This is a genomic window from Streptomyces sp. NPDC093109 (genome assembly GCF_040701725.1).
Lineage (GTDB): Bacteria > Actinomycetota > Actinomycetes > Streptomycetales > Streptomycetaceae > Streptomyces.
Genome location: NZ_JBFBEZ010000023.1, coordinates 77922 through 93890 on the forward strand (window position 1 = coordinate 77922; position 15969 = coordinate 93890).

Genomic DNA, 15969 nt, shown 5'->3' on the forward strand with positions numbered 1-15969 from the left:
CCGGTCGTGGTCGCGGTCATGCCATTCCTCCCTTGGGCCGGCCGAAGGACAGCACCGTGGCCCGGACGCGCTGGAACGGGGTCTGCGGCAGGCTGCGGCTGGAGCCGCGCGCGTAGTACCGCTCCAGGTAGTACTGGCCGACGCTCAGGACCGACGTCAGGACCAGATACCAGGCGGCGGCGAGGAACAGCATCTCCACCGGGGAGCCGGACGCCTGCCCGATGTCCTGCGCGTACCGCAGCAGTTCGTAGAACTGTACGGTCGCCACCAGCGAGGTCGTCTTCAGCATGTTGATGACCTCGTTGCCGGTCGGCGGCACGATCACGCGCATGGCCTGCGGGATCACCACCCGGCGCAGGGTCTTGCCCTGGCTCATGCCCAGCGCGTGCGACGCCTCCGTCTGGCCCTCGTCGACCGAGAGCAGGCCGGCCCGGCAGATTTCGGCCATGTACGCGGCCTCGTTCAGGCCCAGGCCCAGCAGCGCCGTCAGGAACGGCGTCATGAAGCTGGACCAGTAGTCCTTGTAGATCGGCCCGAGGTTGATGTACTCGAAGACGAGCCCCAGGTTGAACCAGACCATCAGCTGGACCAGCACCGGGGTGCCGCGGAAGAACCAGATGTAGAACCACGAGATCGAGGAGACCACCGGGTTCTTCGACAGCCGCATCACCGCGAGGACGATGCCGCCGACCACACCGATCAGCATGGACAGGAGCGTGAGCAGCATGGTCTGCCCGACGCCCCTGAGGATCCGGTCGTCGAAGAAGTACTCGGGGATCGCACCCCAGTTGATCTTGCCTTGCGAGAAGGCGTACACGATGGCGACGAACAGCCCGATGACGATCACCGCGGACACATAGCGCCCGTAGTGCCGCACAGGGACGGCTCTGATCGCCTCCGGCATGACGGACGCGGCCTTCCGGAGCCCCGGTCCGGACCCGGACGCGGACCCGGACCCGGACCCAGCCCCGGCGCCCCCGCCGGCCCCGGACGTGGCGCCCGTGCCGCCGTCCTTCGGTTCGTCCGGCTTGTTGATCTCGACAGTCACGAAGTTTGCCTCTCAGCCCTCAGCGCCGGCCCGTCGGCGGATCAGGATCCGCCGTTGAGCTTGGCTTCGGTGACCGCGCCGTCCTGGACGCCCCACTTCGCCATGACCTTGCCGTACTCGCCGTTCTTGATGATCGCTTCCATGGCCTTCTGGAGCGTCGGCGTCAGCGGGTTGTTCTTCGCCAGGGCGATCCCGTACGGGGCGGCCTCGACCTGCTCGCCGACCACCTGGAAGTCCTTGCCGCCGCCCGAGGTCTTCACCGCGTACGCCGTCACCGGGAAGTCGGAGGCGCCGACCACGGCGCCGCCGCTGCGCAGCCGGGTCTGGGCCTGCTGGTCGTTGTCGAACGCCTCGATGGAGATCTTCGCCTTACCGGCCTGCGTGCACTTGGCGCTCTCGGCCTTGGCCAGGTCGTCCGAGACGGTGGCGCGCTGTACGACCATCTTCTTGCCGCAGAGGTCGGACCACTTGGTGATGCCGTTGTCCGCGCCCTTCTTGGTGTAGAGGGAGACGCCCGCGGTGAAGTAGTCGACGAAGTCGACACCCTCGCCGACCTTCTTGCCGGTGCTGCCGTCCACGCCGTTCTGGCGGTCCTTGGTGTCCGTCATGGCCGACATGACGAGGTCGTACCGCTTGGCGCGCAGACCGGTGACCAGGGTGTCGAAGGTGGCGGGCTCGAACTCGAACTTCACACCGAGCTGCTTGCCGAGCGCGTCGGCGAGATCCGGGTCGATCCCGACCGTCTTGCCGGACGTGTCCTTGAACTCCACCGGCGGGTACGCGATGTCCGAGCCGACCTTGAGGACCCCGGCGTCCTGGACGGCCTTGGGGAGCTGGTCGAAGAGGGGAGCCTTGGACTCGGCGGAGGACGACGACGGCGACGACTCCGCGCTCTTGGTCTGGTCGCCACAGGCGGTCAGCAGCAGGGCGCCGGCGACCGCGATCGTGCCGACCGCGGCCATCCGGGACTTCGCGGTGGTCGTGCGACAGCTGGTGCGTGCGGTCATGGTCTGGGTCCTCCGGCGGGGATAGCGGGCTGCCATGTGGCCTGCGCGCGTCTTCGGGGTGGCCGAGCACGCGTCTTCGAGTGTCGCGACCGAATGTGATTACGGCATCCTGCCATTTGGACTGGCACCCTCAGGGGCCCAGGCATGTCAAAATCGGGTAACGGGCCACCCCCTCACCCCACTGTGGCGGTATATCCAGCCGGACCATCTGTGGGAATGCCTCATTCCGGCCGGAGAATCTCCGGTCCGTCCCGCGCTGTCGGTGAGATTCATGCGGTTGGCCGGATCTGCCCCATTGATCGGCTATGAGTCATGTCACCGGGGGGCGCGGACTCGTGAATGACGTGGTCCGTCCGGTATGAAGGACGATTACACCCCTCATCCGGGGCCCCGGGCGCGTGTGCGGCGCGCCCGCGCGTACGTATAGACCTCCGGCAGGACGGGCATCCCGGCGCCGCCGACGACGCGAGCGCGTGCGCGGTGGCCGCCCACCCCCTCCTCGACCAGGAGCGGACACCCTCAACTGATGAAGAATTAAGGGGTTATCTACATGGCAGCGGAGATCGTCAATCCTCGCAGCGACAGCGCGAACGGTACGGACGAGCCCTTCGACCCGGCCTTCGCGCTGCACCGCGGCGGGAAGATGGCCATCCAGGCCACCGTGCCGGTCCGGGACAAGGACGACCTGTCCCTCGCGTACACCCCCGGCGTCGCCAAGGTCTGCTCCGCGATCGCGGAGCGGCCCGAGCTGGTCCACGACTACACCTGGAAGTCGCAGGTCGTCGCCGTGGTGACGGACGGCACCGCGGTGCTCGGGCTCGGTGACATCGGCCCGGAGGCGTCCCTGCCCGTGATGGAGGGCAAGGCGATCCTGTTCAAGCAGTTCGGCGGGGTCGACGCGGTGCCGCTGGCGCTCGCCACCACCGACACGGACGAGATCATCGAGACCGTCGTGCGGCTCGCGCCCTCCTTCGGCGGGGTCAACCTGGAGGACATCTCGGCGCCGCGCTGCTTCGAGATCGAGCGGCGGCTCCAGGAGCGGCTCGACATCCCGGTCTTCCACGACGACCAGCACGGTACGGCGGTGGTCACCCTCGCCGCCCTGCGCAACGCGGCGAAGCTGACCGGGCGCCCGCTCGGCGAGCTGCGCGCGGTGATCTCGGGCGCGGGCGCGGCCGGGATCGCCATCGCCAAGTTCCTGCTGGCGGCCGGCCTCGGGGATGTGGCCGTGGCCGACCGCAAGGGCATCGTCAGCACCGACCGTGACGATCTGACGGAGGTGAAGCGCGAGCTGGCGAAGATCACCAACCGCGCCGGGCTCTCCGGCTCGCTGGAGTCCGCCCTCGCCGGCGCCGACGTGTTCATCGGCGTCTCCGGCGGTACGGTCCCGGAGCCGGCGATCGCGTCGATGGCGCCGGGCGCGTTCGTCTTCGCGATGGCCAACCCGACCCCGGAGGTGCACCCCGACATCGCGCACCGGTACGCGTCGGTCGTGGCGACCGGGCGGTCCGACTACCCGAACCAGATCAACAACGTGCTCGCCTTCCCCGGCATCTTCGCGGGCGCGCTCCAGGTGCGGGCCTCCCGGATCACCGAGGGCATGAAGATCGCCGCGGCGAACGCGCTGGCCGATGTGGTCGGTGACGCCCTGGCGGCCGACTACGTCATCCCGTCCCCGTTCGATGAACGGGTGGCCCCGGCGGTCACCGCGGCCGTCGCGGCGGCGGCGCGGGCCGAGGGCGTCGCGCGGCGCTGAGTGCCGTACCGCCGTCCGGGGAGCGCGGGGCGGGCCGTCCGACGGCCCGCCCCGCGCTCGCGTCCGCATGCCGGTCCGCCGCTGAACGGAGAATTCCACACGCGGACTTCCCGGGTTCAACTGAGACTGCTGCTATGGCTGTTGATGGATTCAACGCCTGGAGGCGATGGTGAACCTGCTTGTGAACGGGGATGCCGAGAGCGGTCAGGGAGGCGGCGTGGACCCGGTGTCCTCGGTCACCGGGTGGACCGTGCGCCAAGGAGCGCCCGCGCTCATCGAGTACAACTACGGCAACGGCTACCCGACCTTGTCCGACCCCGGCCCCGCCCGGCGCGGCAGCCGGTTCTTCTCCGGCGGGAACAGCCCGCGCACCACGCTCACCCAGGACGTCACACTGCCCAGGACGGGTGCGACCGGCTGGAGTGCCGTGAACGCGGGGCGGGTCAGGTACACCCTCTCCGCCTGGCTCGGCGGATACGCGGCACAGGAGGACGGTGCCAGGCTGTCGGTGGAGTTCCGCGACGACAGGGGCACCCCGGTCGCGCTCTCCGTGCTCGGCCCGGTCACCGCCGCCGAACGGGACAGCCGTACGGCGCTCCTGGAGCGCACCGCCGGGGCCCGCGTCCCCTTCGGCGCCCGCACCGCGCGCGTGCTGCTCGTCCTCACCCGTACCGGTACCGGCACCTCCAACGACGGCTACGCCGACGCGATCTCACTGACCCTCCGGGCGACGGGAGACCGGTCATGAGCGGACTCAACCGGCGCGATCTGCTCAAGGCGGCCGGAGCCGCGGGCGCCCTGGGCACCGTCTGGCCGCTGAGCGCCGGGCTCTCGCCCGCGCAGGCCCGCGAGGCCGCCGCCGCGCTCGGATCCACCTACGACAAGGCGCCGTTCACCCTCGGCGTCGGCTCGGGCGACCCGCGCCCGACGAGCGTCGTGCTGTGGACCCGGCTCGCCCCCGAACCCTTCGCGGACGCCGCCGCGCAGCCGCTGCCCGAGGTCGCGGAGGTGCGGTGGGCGGTGGCCGAGGACCCCGGGATGCGCCGGGTCGTCGCGGCGGGCGTGGTCCCGGCATCCGTGACGCTCGCGCACAGCGTCCACGTACCGGTGACCGGACTGACCCCCGGCCGTACGTACTGGTACGTGTTCTCCGCGCTCGGCGGGACCAGCCGGACCGGCAGAACGAGAACCGCGCCCGCCGGAGCGGTGTCCTCCGTACGCTTCGCCACCGCCAACTGCCAGAACTATCCGCAGGGCCACTACGCGGCGCTGCGCGGAATCGCGCGCGAGCGGCTGGACTTCGTCATCCATCTCGGCGACTACATCTACGAGTACGGGCCGCAGAGTGGCGACCCGCTGCGTGACCACAACACCCCGATGATCTACACCCTCGACGACTACCGCAAACGCCACGCCCTCTACAAGGGGGACCCGGGGCTGCGCGCCGCCCACGCCGCCCACCCCTGGTTCCTGACCTGGGACGACCACGAGGTCGCGAACGACTACAGCGGTACGGGCGGCACCGCGCCGTTCCTCCAGCGCCGGGCCGCCGCCTACCAGGCGTGGTACGAGCATCTGCCGCACCGCGACGCGGGGGACGGCGACGGCGAGGGCCGGAGCGCCTCGGCCGCCCTGCCGGACCCCGAGATCCACCGGGTGCGCCGTTGGGGCGATCTGCTGGAGCTGGCCGTGCTCGATCTGCGCCAGTACCGCTCCGCGCAGAACCTCACCGACGGCACGATCCTGGGCGCCGGACAGAAGGAGTGGCTCAAGCGGACCGTCGACCGGGCCCCGGACGCCTGGCACATCTGGGCCAACTCGATCATGCTCAGCCAGCTGCGCGGCTCGCCGGGCGGCCGGTACATGTTCACCGACCAGTGGGACGGCTTCCTGAGCGAGCGCAAGGAGGTCCTTGAGCATGTGCGCGGGAGCGGACTGAAGGACCTGATCGTGCTCACCGGGGACTGGCACTCGGCCTTCGTCGACGACATCAGACCGGACTACGACAACCTCGACTCGCCCGTCATCGGCACGGAGTTCACGGCGCACTCGGTCTCCTCCAGCGCCTACGACGCGGCGTGGAACGCGGCCAACGGCCCGCTGATGGGCCGGGCCAACGCGCATCTCCAGTACTTCGAGGGGGACCGGTACGGGTACGACGTGTACGAGGTGACGCCGCGGCGCTTCAGCACGCACATGCGGGTGATCGAGGACCGCGGGGACCCCGCGTCGCCCGTCTCCACCCTGACCACCTTCCATGTCGACCGGGGCAGGGCCGGCGCGTACGAGGACCCGGCGACGAGGAACTCGCCGGCGCAGTACCGCAGGGACTGACCGGGGGAAGGACGGCGGTACGTGGGGCGCTCGGGGCGGCGGTACGCGGACCGACTCCGGGGCGGAGGGTTCTCCGCGTACCGCCGTCGCCCTAGAGTCGGTCCCATGTTCGCCGCCTATGCCGCACACACCGATTTCGCCGATCCGCTCTCGGGGCTCGAACTGGGCGAACGCCCGGAGCCCGAGGTGCGTCCCGGCTGGACCACCGTCACCGTGAAGGCCGCCTCCCTCAACCACCACGACCTGTGGTCCCTGCGCGGGGTGGGCCTGCCGGAGGGGCGGCTGCCGATGATCCTCGGCTGCGACGCCGCCGGGCTCGACGAGGACGGCAACGAGGTCGTCGTCCACTCCGTCATCGGCGGCGGCGACCACGGCACCGAGCCCCGTTCGATCCTCACCGAGCAGTACCAGGGGACCTTCGCCGAGCGTGTCGCCGTGCCGGCCGCGAACCTGCTGCGCAAGCCCGCCGGGCTGAGCTTCGAGGAGGCCGCCTGCCTGCCGACCGCCTGGCTCACCGCGTACCGCATGCTCTTCACCAACGCGGGCGTGCGCCCCGGCGACTCGGTCCTCGTCCAGGGCGCGGGCGGCGGGGTCGCCACGGCGGCGATCGTGCTCGGCAGCGCGGCGGGGCTGCGGGTGTACGCCACGAGCCGCGACGCGGCGAAGCGTGCGCGCGCCGTGGAGCTGGGCGCGCAGGAGGCGTTCGAGCCGGGCGCGCGGCTGCCGCACCGGGTGGACGCCGTGATCGAGACGGTCGGCGCCGCCACCTGGTCGCACTCCATCAAGTGCCTGCGGCGCGGCGGGACGCTGGTCATCTCGGGTGCGACGAGCGGCGACCGGCCTGAGCACGCCGAGCTGACCCGGATCTTCTTCCTGGAACTGCGGGTGGTGGGCTCGACGATGGGGTCGCTCGGTGAGCTGGAGGATCTGCTGGCGTTCTGCGCGCTGAAGGGCGTACGGCCGGTGATCGACGAGGTGCTGCCGCTGGACCGGGCGCGGGAGGGCTTCGAGAAGATGGCGGCCGGGGGGCTGTTCGGGAAGGTCGTGCTGACGGTCTGAGACGGAGGCGCGGATTCCGGTCTGGCCCAGGCGGGGTGACGGGGGCTCGGGCGGGCGACGGGCGGGCGGCTGACGGCCGGACTCCGGGCGAGGGAAGATCGTTTCTTGCGGAAACGCCATAGGCATTGTCAGTGGTCGTCCCTACGATGGGGAGCAATTCCGGGCCCTCCTCGGTGGCGCGCTTCCGGGCGCGCCGCCGTGGCACGGGCCGGGCCCATCGCGATTCGTGAGGGGGGGACCCCGCGATCGCCCGACCCGCGCCTGTGGCCGCCCGTCCGGGGCCGCGAGGTTGCCCCCTGCGCCCATGAATCCTGACTCGTCAGCCCTGTCCGTCTCCGATGCCTCCGACGCCCCCGGCGCCTCCGCGCCGGCCGTCAACACCTTCCAGGTCGACCTGCGCGGTCTGGTCGACCTGCTCTCCCACCACCTCTACTCCAGTCCGCGGGTCTACGTCCGCGAGCTGCTCCAGAACGCCGTCGACGCGCTCACCGCGCGCCTCGCGCACGACCCCGCCGCGCCCCGGCGCATCCGGCTCACGGCCGACGGCACCTCCGTCGTGATGGAGGACTCGGGCATCGGCCTGACCGCCGACGAGGTGCACACCCTGCTCGCCACCATCGGCCGCAGCTCCAAGCGCGACGGGCTGGAGAACGCCCGGCAGGAGTTCCTCGGCCAGTTCGGCATCGGGCTGCTGGCCTGCTTCGTCGTGGCCAAGCGCATCCGCGTGGTCTCCCGGTCCGCCCGTACGCCCGACGCGCCGCCCGTCGAGTGGCTGGCGAGCGACGACGGCTCGTACACCGTACGGATCCTGCCGCACGAGGCGCGCCCGGAGCCGGGCACCACCGTCCTGCTGGAGCCGCGGCCGGGCGCCGAGGAGTGGACCGATCCGGCGCGGGTCGCCCTGCTCGCCGCGGACTTCGGCTCCCTGCTGCCCCACGAGGTCACCTTCACCGGCCCCGACGTCACCGACCGGCCGCTGACCGAGCGGCCCGCCGTCTGGGACCGCGTCCATCCGACGCCCACCGCCCGCCGGGTCGCGCTCGCCGGACACTGCGCGAAGGTCTTCGGGTTCACCCCGCTCGACTCCATCGACCTGGACCTGCCCGTCGCCGGTGTGCGCGGCGTCGCCCATGTGCTGCCCGCCGCCACCAGCCCCGCCCAACGGGCCGCCCACCGCGTCTATCTGAAGGGCATGCTGCTCACCGACCGGGCGGACAACCTGCTGCCCGACTGGGCGTTCTTCGTCCGCGTCGTCCTCGACACCGACACCCTGCGGCCCACCGCCTCCCGGGAGAACCTGTACGACGACGAGACGCTCGCCGCCGTACGCGAGGCGCTCGGCGCCCGGATCAGGGCCTGGCTGACCGAGCTGGCGGCGGGCGCCCCCGACCGGCTCGCGGCGTTCCTGACCGTCCACCATCTGGGCGTCAAGTCCATGGCCCGGCACGACCCGGAGCTGTTCGGGCTGATGCTGCCGTGGCTGCCGTTCGAGACCAGCGACGGCCGCGTCACCCTCGACGAGTTCGCCCGTACCCACTCCGTGATCCACTTCACCCGGACCGTCGAGGAGTTCCGGCAGGTCGCGCCGATCGCCGCCGCGCACGGCCTCGGCGTCGTCAACGGCGGATACACGTACGACACCGACCTCCTCGCCCTCCTCCCGGCCGTCCGGGACGGGATCACCCTCAGCGAACTCGACGCGGGCGCCGTCACCGCGCAGCTCGACCCGGTCGACCCCGCGCAGGAGCTGGCGCTCGCCGGCTTCCTCGCCACCGCCCGCACCCGGCTCGACGCCCTCGGCTGCGACGTGGCGCTGCGCGCCTACCACCCCGTCACCGTTCCCGCGCTCTTCCTCGACGACCGCGAGGCCCGCCACGAACGGGACCGCGCGGACGCCGAGGACGGTGCCGACGCGCTGTGGAGCGGCATCCTCGGCGCGCTGCGCGGCGCCGCGCCACGCGCCAGGCTCGTCCTCAACCACCACAACCCGCTGGTGCGCCGCATCGCGGGCATCACCGACGCGGAGCTGGCCGGCACCGCGGTCGAATCGCTCTACGGGCAGGCGCTGCTGATGGCGCAGCGCCCGCTGCGCCCCGCCGACACCGCGCTGCTCAACCGGGCCTTCCTGGGCCTGCTGGAGTGGGCCACGCACCCGCTCGAAGCCCCGGCAGCCCCGGCAGCCCCGGCCGCTCCGGCCTCCGCCACGCCGCCCGCACCGCACGCTCACGAGGAGGGCGACCAGTGACCACCGACCTCGCGCCCGAGGACATCCGCCGCGCCGTGTGGGACAACGAGTCCGCGCCGAACGGCCTGCCGCGCAACACGCGCGCCGAGCAGCTCGTCGCCGCCGCCGAGGCCACCGGCGATCCCGATGTGCTCCGTACGGCGCTCTTCGGCCTGATCAGGGCGTACGAATACAGCACCGAGCGCGGCAAGATGCTCGTCCCGTTCGCGCGGCTGCTCCAGGAGTGGGACCGGGACCCGTCCGCGTTCGACGCCGGCGAGACCCACACCTTCTACTGGATGTTCAAGTGGGCCAGCTCGGGCATGCTGACGCTGCCCGAGATGCCGCTGGCCACCGTCGAGCAGTGGCTCGCCGAGATGGAGCGCCGCTACCGTACGGCCGGCTTCACCGAACGGGCCGTAAGGCAGGCCGAGTTCAGTCTGGCCGAGAACACCGGCGACAAGGAGCGGGCCGCGCGGGCGTTCGCCGCGTGGACCGCCGCCGAGCGCGACCGGATGGCCGACTGCCACGCCTGCGAGCTGAACGACCAGGGCACCTACTGGGCGGACCGGGGGGACGACGAGAAGGCGCTGCGGACCTGGGAGCCGGTGCTCGCGGGCCGCTCCCACTGCGCGGAGGAGCCGCACCGGGTGCTGTCCCAGTCGCTGCTGCCGCTCCTGCGGGCGGGCAGGCCCGACGAGGCGCGCACCCACCATCTGCGCGGATACCGGCTGGTCCGGGGCGACGAGAGCCTGCTGGCGTCGATCGGGCGGCACATCGAGTTCTGCGCGCTGACCGGCAACGAGGGCCGCGGTCTGGAGATCCTCGCCGAGCACGCGGCGCATCTGGAGTCCGTGGGCAATCCGTCGAGCCGGCTGGAGCTGCTCGGCGGCACCCTCACGCTGCTGCGCCGGCTGCTGGAACTCGGCCTCGGCGAGCGGCCCGCCGTCCCGGCAGGGATCGCGGGGGAGCGCCGTACGGTACGGGAGCTGCACGCTCTGCTCGACACGGAGGCCGCCGCGATCGCCGCCCGGTTCGACCGGCGCAACGGCAACGGCAAGGTCTCCGCCGAGCTGGCCGAACGGCTGGCGGCCCGGCCGCTGGTGGCCGCTCTGCCACTGGGCGTACGGGCACCCAGGCTCGGGCCGGCGGGGATACGACCGGCGGAGACGCCGGGCACGGGGCCGGGGCAGGCGGGGTCCGCCCAGGCCGGGCCCGGTCACGCCGGGCCGACGGCCGCCGAGCTGGCGGAGCGGGCGCGCGAGCTGCGGAGCAAGGGGCACCCGGGAGCGACCGCCGTATGGGACCGGATCGAGGCGCTGGTCGCGGAGGGCGACGGGGGAGCCGACCCGCTGCTGGCGGCCGAACTCCTCGAACACGCCGCGGTGCGTGCCGGACGTGAGGGCGAGGCCACGCTGCGCGACCTCTTCCGCGAGGTCGCCGCCGCCTACCGGGCGGCGGGCGAGCCCGGCCGGGCCGCGCTGAACGACCTGCGCGTCGTCTTCGCCGCCGGGCGGACGGGCGCGTCGCCCGAGGAGATCCGGGAGCTGCTCGCGACGGCCGACGCGGCGGCGCTCGCGCTCGACCCGGCGGATCCGGTCCGTAGACGGCGGATCGCGACGGTCGTGCTGAGCACGGCCAAGCTCGGCGGGCTGCTCAGGCACCTGGCGAGCGGCCACGGAGCGGTGGGGGACGCGGACGGAGACGTGGACGGAGACGCGGACGGGGGCGCGGACGGAGACGAGGACGGGGGCGCGGAGGAGCGGGCGCTGTTCGACGCCGATCTGGCGGCGTTCGTCGCGGAGTTCTCGGCACCGGAGAAGGCCGGGGAGACGGCAGGGGAGCCGGCGGCCGATGATGTGGCCGATCTGCTCGCCGAGGCCGAAGTCCTCCGCGCCGAGCTGGCGTGGCAGACGGGCGACGGGGAGGCCGCGGACGCGCTGTTCGCCTCGGCGGTCCGGCGCAGCGTGGCCGTCGGCCGCCCGTGGGACGCCGCCGAGCCCCTCGCGCAGCGGGCCAGGCTGCTGATGGCGATGGGCCGGGCGGAGGAGGCCGAGGCGGCGGCCCGGACCGCGCTGGAGCACGGCACCGAACTGACCGACCCGGCGGAGCTGGGCCGGCTGCGGCTGACCCTGGCCGACCTCCTCAACCAGCAGTACGGCAAGGAGGACGAGGCCGCCGCGTACGCCCTCGAAGCCGCGCACTGGTTCGACGAGGCCGGGCAGTCGGCCGGCCCGGGCGCGTACGCCCGGCTCATCCTGGCGCAGGCGTACAACGAGACCGGACGCCCCGTGGAGGCTGCCGAGGTCCTCGAATCCGCCCTGCCCGACCTGCTGGAGCACGGGCCGGAGCAGACCGTACAAGCCAGACAGACGCTCGGGCGCGCGCAGCGGGCGATGGGTGACCAGCGGGCGGCGGCCGAGCAGTATCTCCTGGCCGCCGAGATCGCCAAGGAGTGGCAGAACCAGCACCCGCACGCCCAACTGGCCACCCTGGGCGCCGAATGCCTCTCGGACGCGGGCATGCGGACCGAGGCCATCGCCGCGTACCACCGCGCCATCGAGCTGTGGCAGGCGCTCGCCGAGCCGATCGGCGCGGTGCGCGCCCTGCGCTCCGTGGCGTGGCTGGAGGCCGGCGAGGGGAACACGGACGCGGCACGCGCCCTGATGGAACAGGCGCTCGTGGCCGGCGAGGGCGAGGACGGTGAACTGCTGCGGGAGCGTGCGAGCACCTGGCTCCAGACCGCCGAAATCCTTCTGAACTCCCTCTACTCCGAGGTGGACAGGGGACACCCGGATCCCGCCGTGGCGGCCCCCGTCCGGCACGAGGCGCTCGGCCTGCTCGAACTGGCGGAAGCCACCCTGAGCACGCTCGACCTGCCGGGTGTGGTGGAGGAACGGGCCCGCTGCGCCGCCCGGATGGCCTGGACGGAACACGAACTCGACCGCACCGAGTCCGCCACCGCCCTGCTGCGGGCGCTCATCACCGAGCTGACCGCCCAGGACACGGAGGAGTGCCACGCGTCCCTGCCCCGGCTGGAACACACCCTCGGACGGCTCACCCAGTTGAACTGACCCCGGGCTGTCCCCGAGCTGCGCCGGAACCCCCGTATCCGGCGCACCTCGGGGGCCGTCGCGCCCGTCCGGACCTCCCGTCAGCCGGCTTTCAGCTCCGCGATGGCCTCAGCAGCACACCGAGTCGGCCGGCAGCTATCGACAAATGCTTTCTCGCGTCGGCCAGTTGCTCTTCCGTGACGCCGTTGTCCCGGGCGGCGTCACGGATGTCGTCCCGGAAGCGGTCCAGCAGCCGGTCCAGATCGCGGGCCGGGTCCCCGGTGGCCGGGAGGTCGCCGTACAGGTCAGTGAAGGGCTCCGGAGACCCGGAAGGCTCCGGCGGCCGGGCGGTGTCCGCCGGGGGCGGGGCCTGCTTGCCGGGCGCCGGCCAGGACGTCCCGGTCAGCCCGCCCAGCTGGACGGCCAGCTCCGAGAGGCCGTCCCGGACCCCGGTGGGCCAGTCGCCCCGGGCGAAGTGGGTCTGGACCTGGTCCTGCACCTGCTTGGCGATGCGCTGCATCTCCTGGCGGGCCGTCTCCTGGGCCTCCTTCGCCTGACGGCGTGCCTTCTGGGCGTCCTCGCGGGCGCGGCGCGACTCGTCCTTCGCCCGGCGCGCCTGCTCCTGCCACTCGTGCTTCGCGCGCTTCAGCTCCTCCTTCGCCGTACGCCAGGATTCGCTGTCCGTTCCGTTCCGGGTCTCCGAGGCCGCCGCGCGCATCTCGCTGCGCAGCTGCCCCGCCGCGCCGCGGACATCGTCGCGGATCTCCGCGGCCAGCTCGGCGACGGACTCGCGGATCTCCAGCTCCAGATCGGCCAGTTCGCCGCCGCGCCCGGCCAGTTCGGCGCGGCCGGCGTCGGTGATGGAGTAGACCTTGCGACCGCCCTCGGTGGCGTGCGTGACCAGCCCCTCGGCCTCCAGCTTGGCGAGCCGCGGGTAGACCGTGCCGGCGGATGGCGCGTACAGCCCCTGGAAGCGTTCCTCCAGCAGCCTGATCACCTCGTACCCGTGGCGGGGGGCCTCGTCGAGGAGCTTGAGGAGGTACAGCCGGAGTCGGCCGTGGGCGAAGACCGGAGGCATGTCACAGCTCCTTCGGGGCGGTGGGGGCGGCGGGGGCGGCAGGTATGGCGGACGCCGGCGTGTCGGACGGGGCCGTGGGGTGCGGGCCGTCCTCCGCCGGGGGCCGGCGCAGCAGGGCGATCGAGCCGGATACGGTCGTCGCCCGCAACGTGCCCGTGCCCGCCCCCAGATTGCCGGTGATCTTCTTGGCGCCCCACTGGCCGGTGACCCGCAGATCGTCGAACGCGTTGGACACCGAGCCGCTCGCGGTGTTCGCCTCGACGCGCGCGTCCGCCGGGTGCGGCAGCCGGATCGCGACCTCGCCCGAGACCGTCGTCAGTCTGATGTCGGTGGGCTTGTCCGCCGGATCGAGGTCGATGACCATGTCGCCGCTCACCGATTCGGCCCGTACGGACGAACCCGCCCCCTCGATGACCGTCAGATCGCCGGAGACGGAGTGGAAGCGCAGTCCGCCGGTGACCGCCTGGGCCTCCAGGCCGCCCGATACCGTGTCGGCCCTGACCTCGCCGGACAGCCCCACGAGCGTGGTGTCGCCGGTCACTCCGCGCACATCCGTACGTCCCCGGATCCCGGAGATCACGGCTCCGGCGCCGACGACCCCGACCTCGACCGAGGTGCCCGCGGGGACGGCCAGCGAGACGACCACGTCACGGTCCCAGCCCTTGGGGTCGAGCAGCTTCAGGAACCCCTTCCACGGCAGGTCCTCATAGGCGACGGTGAGGGCGGAGCCGTCCCTCGTCACGATCAGCGGCGGGCCCTTCAGCCGGGAGACCTCCAGCCAGGCGTCCTCCCTGTCCGTGCCGACCACATTCACCGTGCCGTTGACAATCCGGACGTTGAGCGTGGTGACCGGGCCGGCGAAGTCGAGCTTCTCCGGCTCGGCTACTTGCCATGTCGACTCTGCCATGGTGCTGACCTCCCGCGGGCCTGGACCGATACGTGGACCGATACGACGCAACATATCGCGTCTCATGCAGAACACGATATATCGCGGTTGGGGGAAGTCAAGGCGAGGCGGTGGGAGGTGGGGGGTGATTCGGGGTCGTGGTGGGGTTCCGATCCGGGGTGACCCGTAGGGCGCGCCGCCCAAATGCGGGCAAAGTGACCTAGCGTATGAGCCATGAACGCGACACCCGTGGGAGCGCTGCTGCTGTGCCGGGCCGAGCCGGCGGCGGTCCGGCCCGCCGCCCATCTGCTCCGCGAGCGGCTGCTGCTCGCCCCGGCGGGCGACGAGTGGAGCGTGCTCGTCCCCGAGGGCAAACCCTGGCTCGACGGCGCCGACCCCGTAGACCGCGTCCTCGCGGGCTGGGCCACCGCGCTCGCCGTCGGCGCCGGCTGGCCGGTACTCGCCCTGTGGTGGGACCGGGACCGGGCCGGATACCTGCTCGCGGCCGGATTCCGTCGCAGCGTCGGCTACGTGTGGCTGGCCGACGGCACCCCGGCCGGCGAGGACGAAGCCATGCGGACGTTCGCCGCCCGGCTCCACCTCGATCCCGTACTCGACCTCCAGGCGCTCGGCCCGCTGACCCTGCCGGACCCCGACGCCGACTCCCGGACCCGGCTGCTCGCCCTGGCCGCGTTCCTGACCCGTACGGGGCTCACCCTTCCGGCCGGTCTCACCCCCGGCGAACCGGCCGACCGGCTGCGCGAGGTGGCCCGCGTCCAGCCCGGCGTCGAGCAGATCGAATGGGCGGGGTGGCGCGACGCGGTCCGGGCCGAGCTGGACGTGGTCGAGGACGGCCCCCTCGGCCCCTGGCTGCGCGGCCCCCGGGCCCGCGGCATCAGCGCGGTCCAGCTCGCCGCCGGCGTCCCCCTCGTCCTGTGGGCCGCCCACCGCCGCAGCGCGGGCTGGGCGTTCGCGGGAGCGCTGCTGATCACGCATGGGGCGCTGGGGCTGGCGTACGACCGCTTCCGCACGGGGTCGCCTCCCGGCGAGGGGCCGGGGTCCGTCTTGGGCTGGGCCCGGTGGTGAGGTGCGGGTTGTTGCCGGGGTCCCCTCCGGGGGCACGTGCCCGGACTGCACGATTTACGCCGCGTGCGGGCCGGACCACGAGGCGCGGGTTTCGTTCAGCGGCACAAATCGCGCTTTACGTCCGGACACATACCCCCTGCGGTGCCCCCTTCACCGGCCCGTCACAGACCCACCCGCCCCAGCCCGGGACGTTTGCGCGCGAGCCGACCACCGACCGGAGGGGGCCGGGGTCGCAGGAGGTGACGTCCCCGGATGTAGAGCGTGATTTGTGCCGCTGTACGCGCCCGCAGTCGAAGAACGCCGCCGCACGCGGCGTAAATCATGCATCCGGGGATGCGCCTCCGGAGTGCCCCGGCACCCGGCACGGGGCGAACCGGCCGGACCCCGCACCCGCACCGCCAAGCCCACGGTCCCCCGCCGGGAGGCGACCCCGCACCG

The 15969-nt window shown here is 72.6% G+C and carries 11 protein-coding genes; 7 read left to right on the top strand and 4 right to left on the bottom strand.

The genetic code is table 11. The annotated features are described in order from the left end of the window. Nucleotides 1-16: 16 nt before the first annotated feature. Both AB0389_RS22445 and AB0389_RS22450 read right to left on the bottom strand, forming a co-directional pair. The gene (locus AB0389_RS22445; protein ID WP_366397267.1) at nt 17-904 is read right to left on the bottom strand and encodes an amino acid ABC transporter permease; all 888 of its coding nucleotides are present in this window, start codon (nt 902-904) and stop codon (nt 17-19) included. 185 nt (nt 905-1089) lie between these two features. After that, complete coding sequence (locus tag AB0389_RS22450) at nt 1090-2055, bottom strand: ABC transporter substrate-binding protein (RefSeq protein ID WP_366397217.1); 966 nt, start codon at nt 2053-2055, stop codon at nt 1090-1092. Between the two features lie 550 nt (nt 2056-2605). On the opposite strand from AB0389_RS22450, the gene AB0389_RS22455 reads away from it, so the two are divergent. The 6 genes from AB0389_RS22455 to AB0389_RS22480 all read left to right on the top strand — a co-directional run bounded on the left by AB0389_RS22455 (nt 2606) and on the right by AB0389_RS22480 (nt 12502). Next, nucleotides 2606-3811, top strand: a complete 1206-nt coding sequence (locus AB0389_RS22455; RefSeq protein WP_366397218.1) for an NADP-dependent malic enzyme — start codon at nt 2606-2608, stop codon at nt 3809-3811. A gap of 217 nt (nt 3812-4028) precedes the next feature. Beyond that, nucleotides 4029-4559, top strand: coding sequence for a phosphoesterase (locus AB0389_RS22460; RefSeq protein ID WP_366397219.1), 531 nt, complete (start codon nt 4029-4031; stop codon nt 4557-4559). After that, complete coding sequence (locus AB0389_RS22465) at nt 4556-6145, top strand: alkaline phosphatase D family protein (RefSeq protein WP_366397220.1); 1590 nt, start codon at nt 4556-4558, stop codon at nt 6143-6145. Before AB0389_RS22460 ends, AB0389_RS22465 begins: the two co-directional genes overlap by 4 nt. Nucleotides 6146-6250: 105 nt before the next feature. Then, nucleotides 6251-7204, top strand: coding sequence for a zinc-binding dehydrogenase (locus AB0389_RS22470; protein WP_366397221.1), 954 nt, complete (start codon nt 6251-6253; stop codon nt 7202-7204). A 304-nt stretch (nt 7205-7508) separates the two neighbouring features. Beyond that, nucleotides 7509-9449: an HSP90 family protein gene (locus AB0389_RS22475; RefSeq protein ID WP_366397222.1), complete on the top strand. Its 1941-nt coding sequence runs from the start codon at nt 7509-7511 to the stop codon at nt 9447-9449. Next, nucleotides 9446-12502 (top strand): tetratricopeptide repeat protein, encoded by a 3057-nt coding sequence (locus AB0389_RS22480; RefSeq protein WP_366397223.1) that lies wholly within the window; start codon nt 9446-9448, stop codon nt 12500-12502. The genes AB0389_RS22475 and AB0389_RS22480 overlap by 4 nt, the downstream gene beginning before the upstream one ends. A gap of 91 nt (nt 12503-12593) precedes the next feature. Here AB0389_RS22480 and AB0389_RS22485 read toward each other — a convergent pair whose 3' ends face one another. Together AB0389_RS22485 and AB0389_RS22490 are read right to left on the bottom strand one after the other, a co-directional pair. Further along, a complete protein-coding gene (locus tag AB0389_RS22485; protein WP_366397224.1) occupies nt 12594-13559 on the bottom strand; it encodes a helix-turn-helix transcriptional regulator in 966 nt (321 codons plus the stop codon). Between the two features lies 1 nt (nt 13560). Beyond that, nucleotides 13561-14466, bottom strand: coding sequence for a DUF4097 family beta strand repeat-containing protein (locus AB0389_RS22490; RefSeq protein ID WP_366397225.1), 906 nt, complete (start codon nt 14464-14466; stop codon nt 13561-13563). Nucleotides 14467-14679: 213 nt separating this feature from the next. On the opposite strand from AB0389_RS22490, the gene AB0389_RS22495 reads away from it, so the two are divergent. Next, nucleotides 14680-15531: a hypothetical protein gene (locus AB0389_RS22495; RefSeq protein WP_366397226.1), complete on the top strand. Its 852-nt coding sequence runs from the start codon at nt 14680-14682 to the stop codon at nt 15529-15531. Nucleotides 15532-15969: the final 438 nt, after the last annotated feature.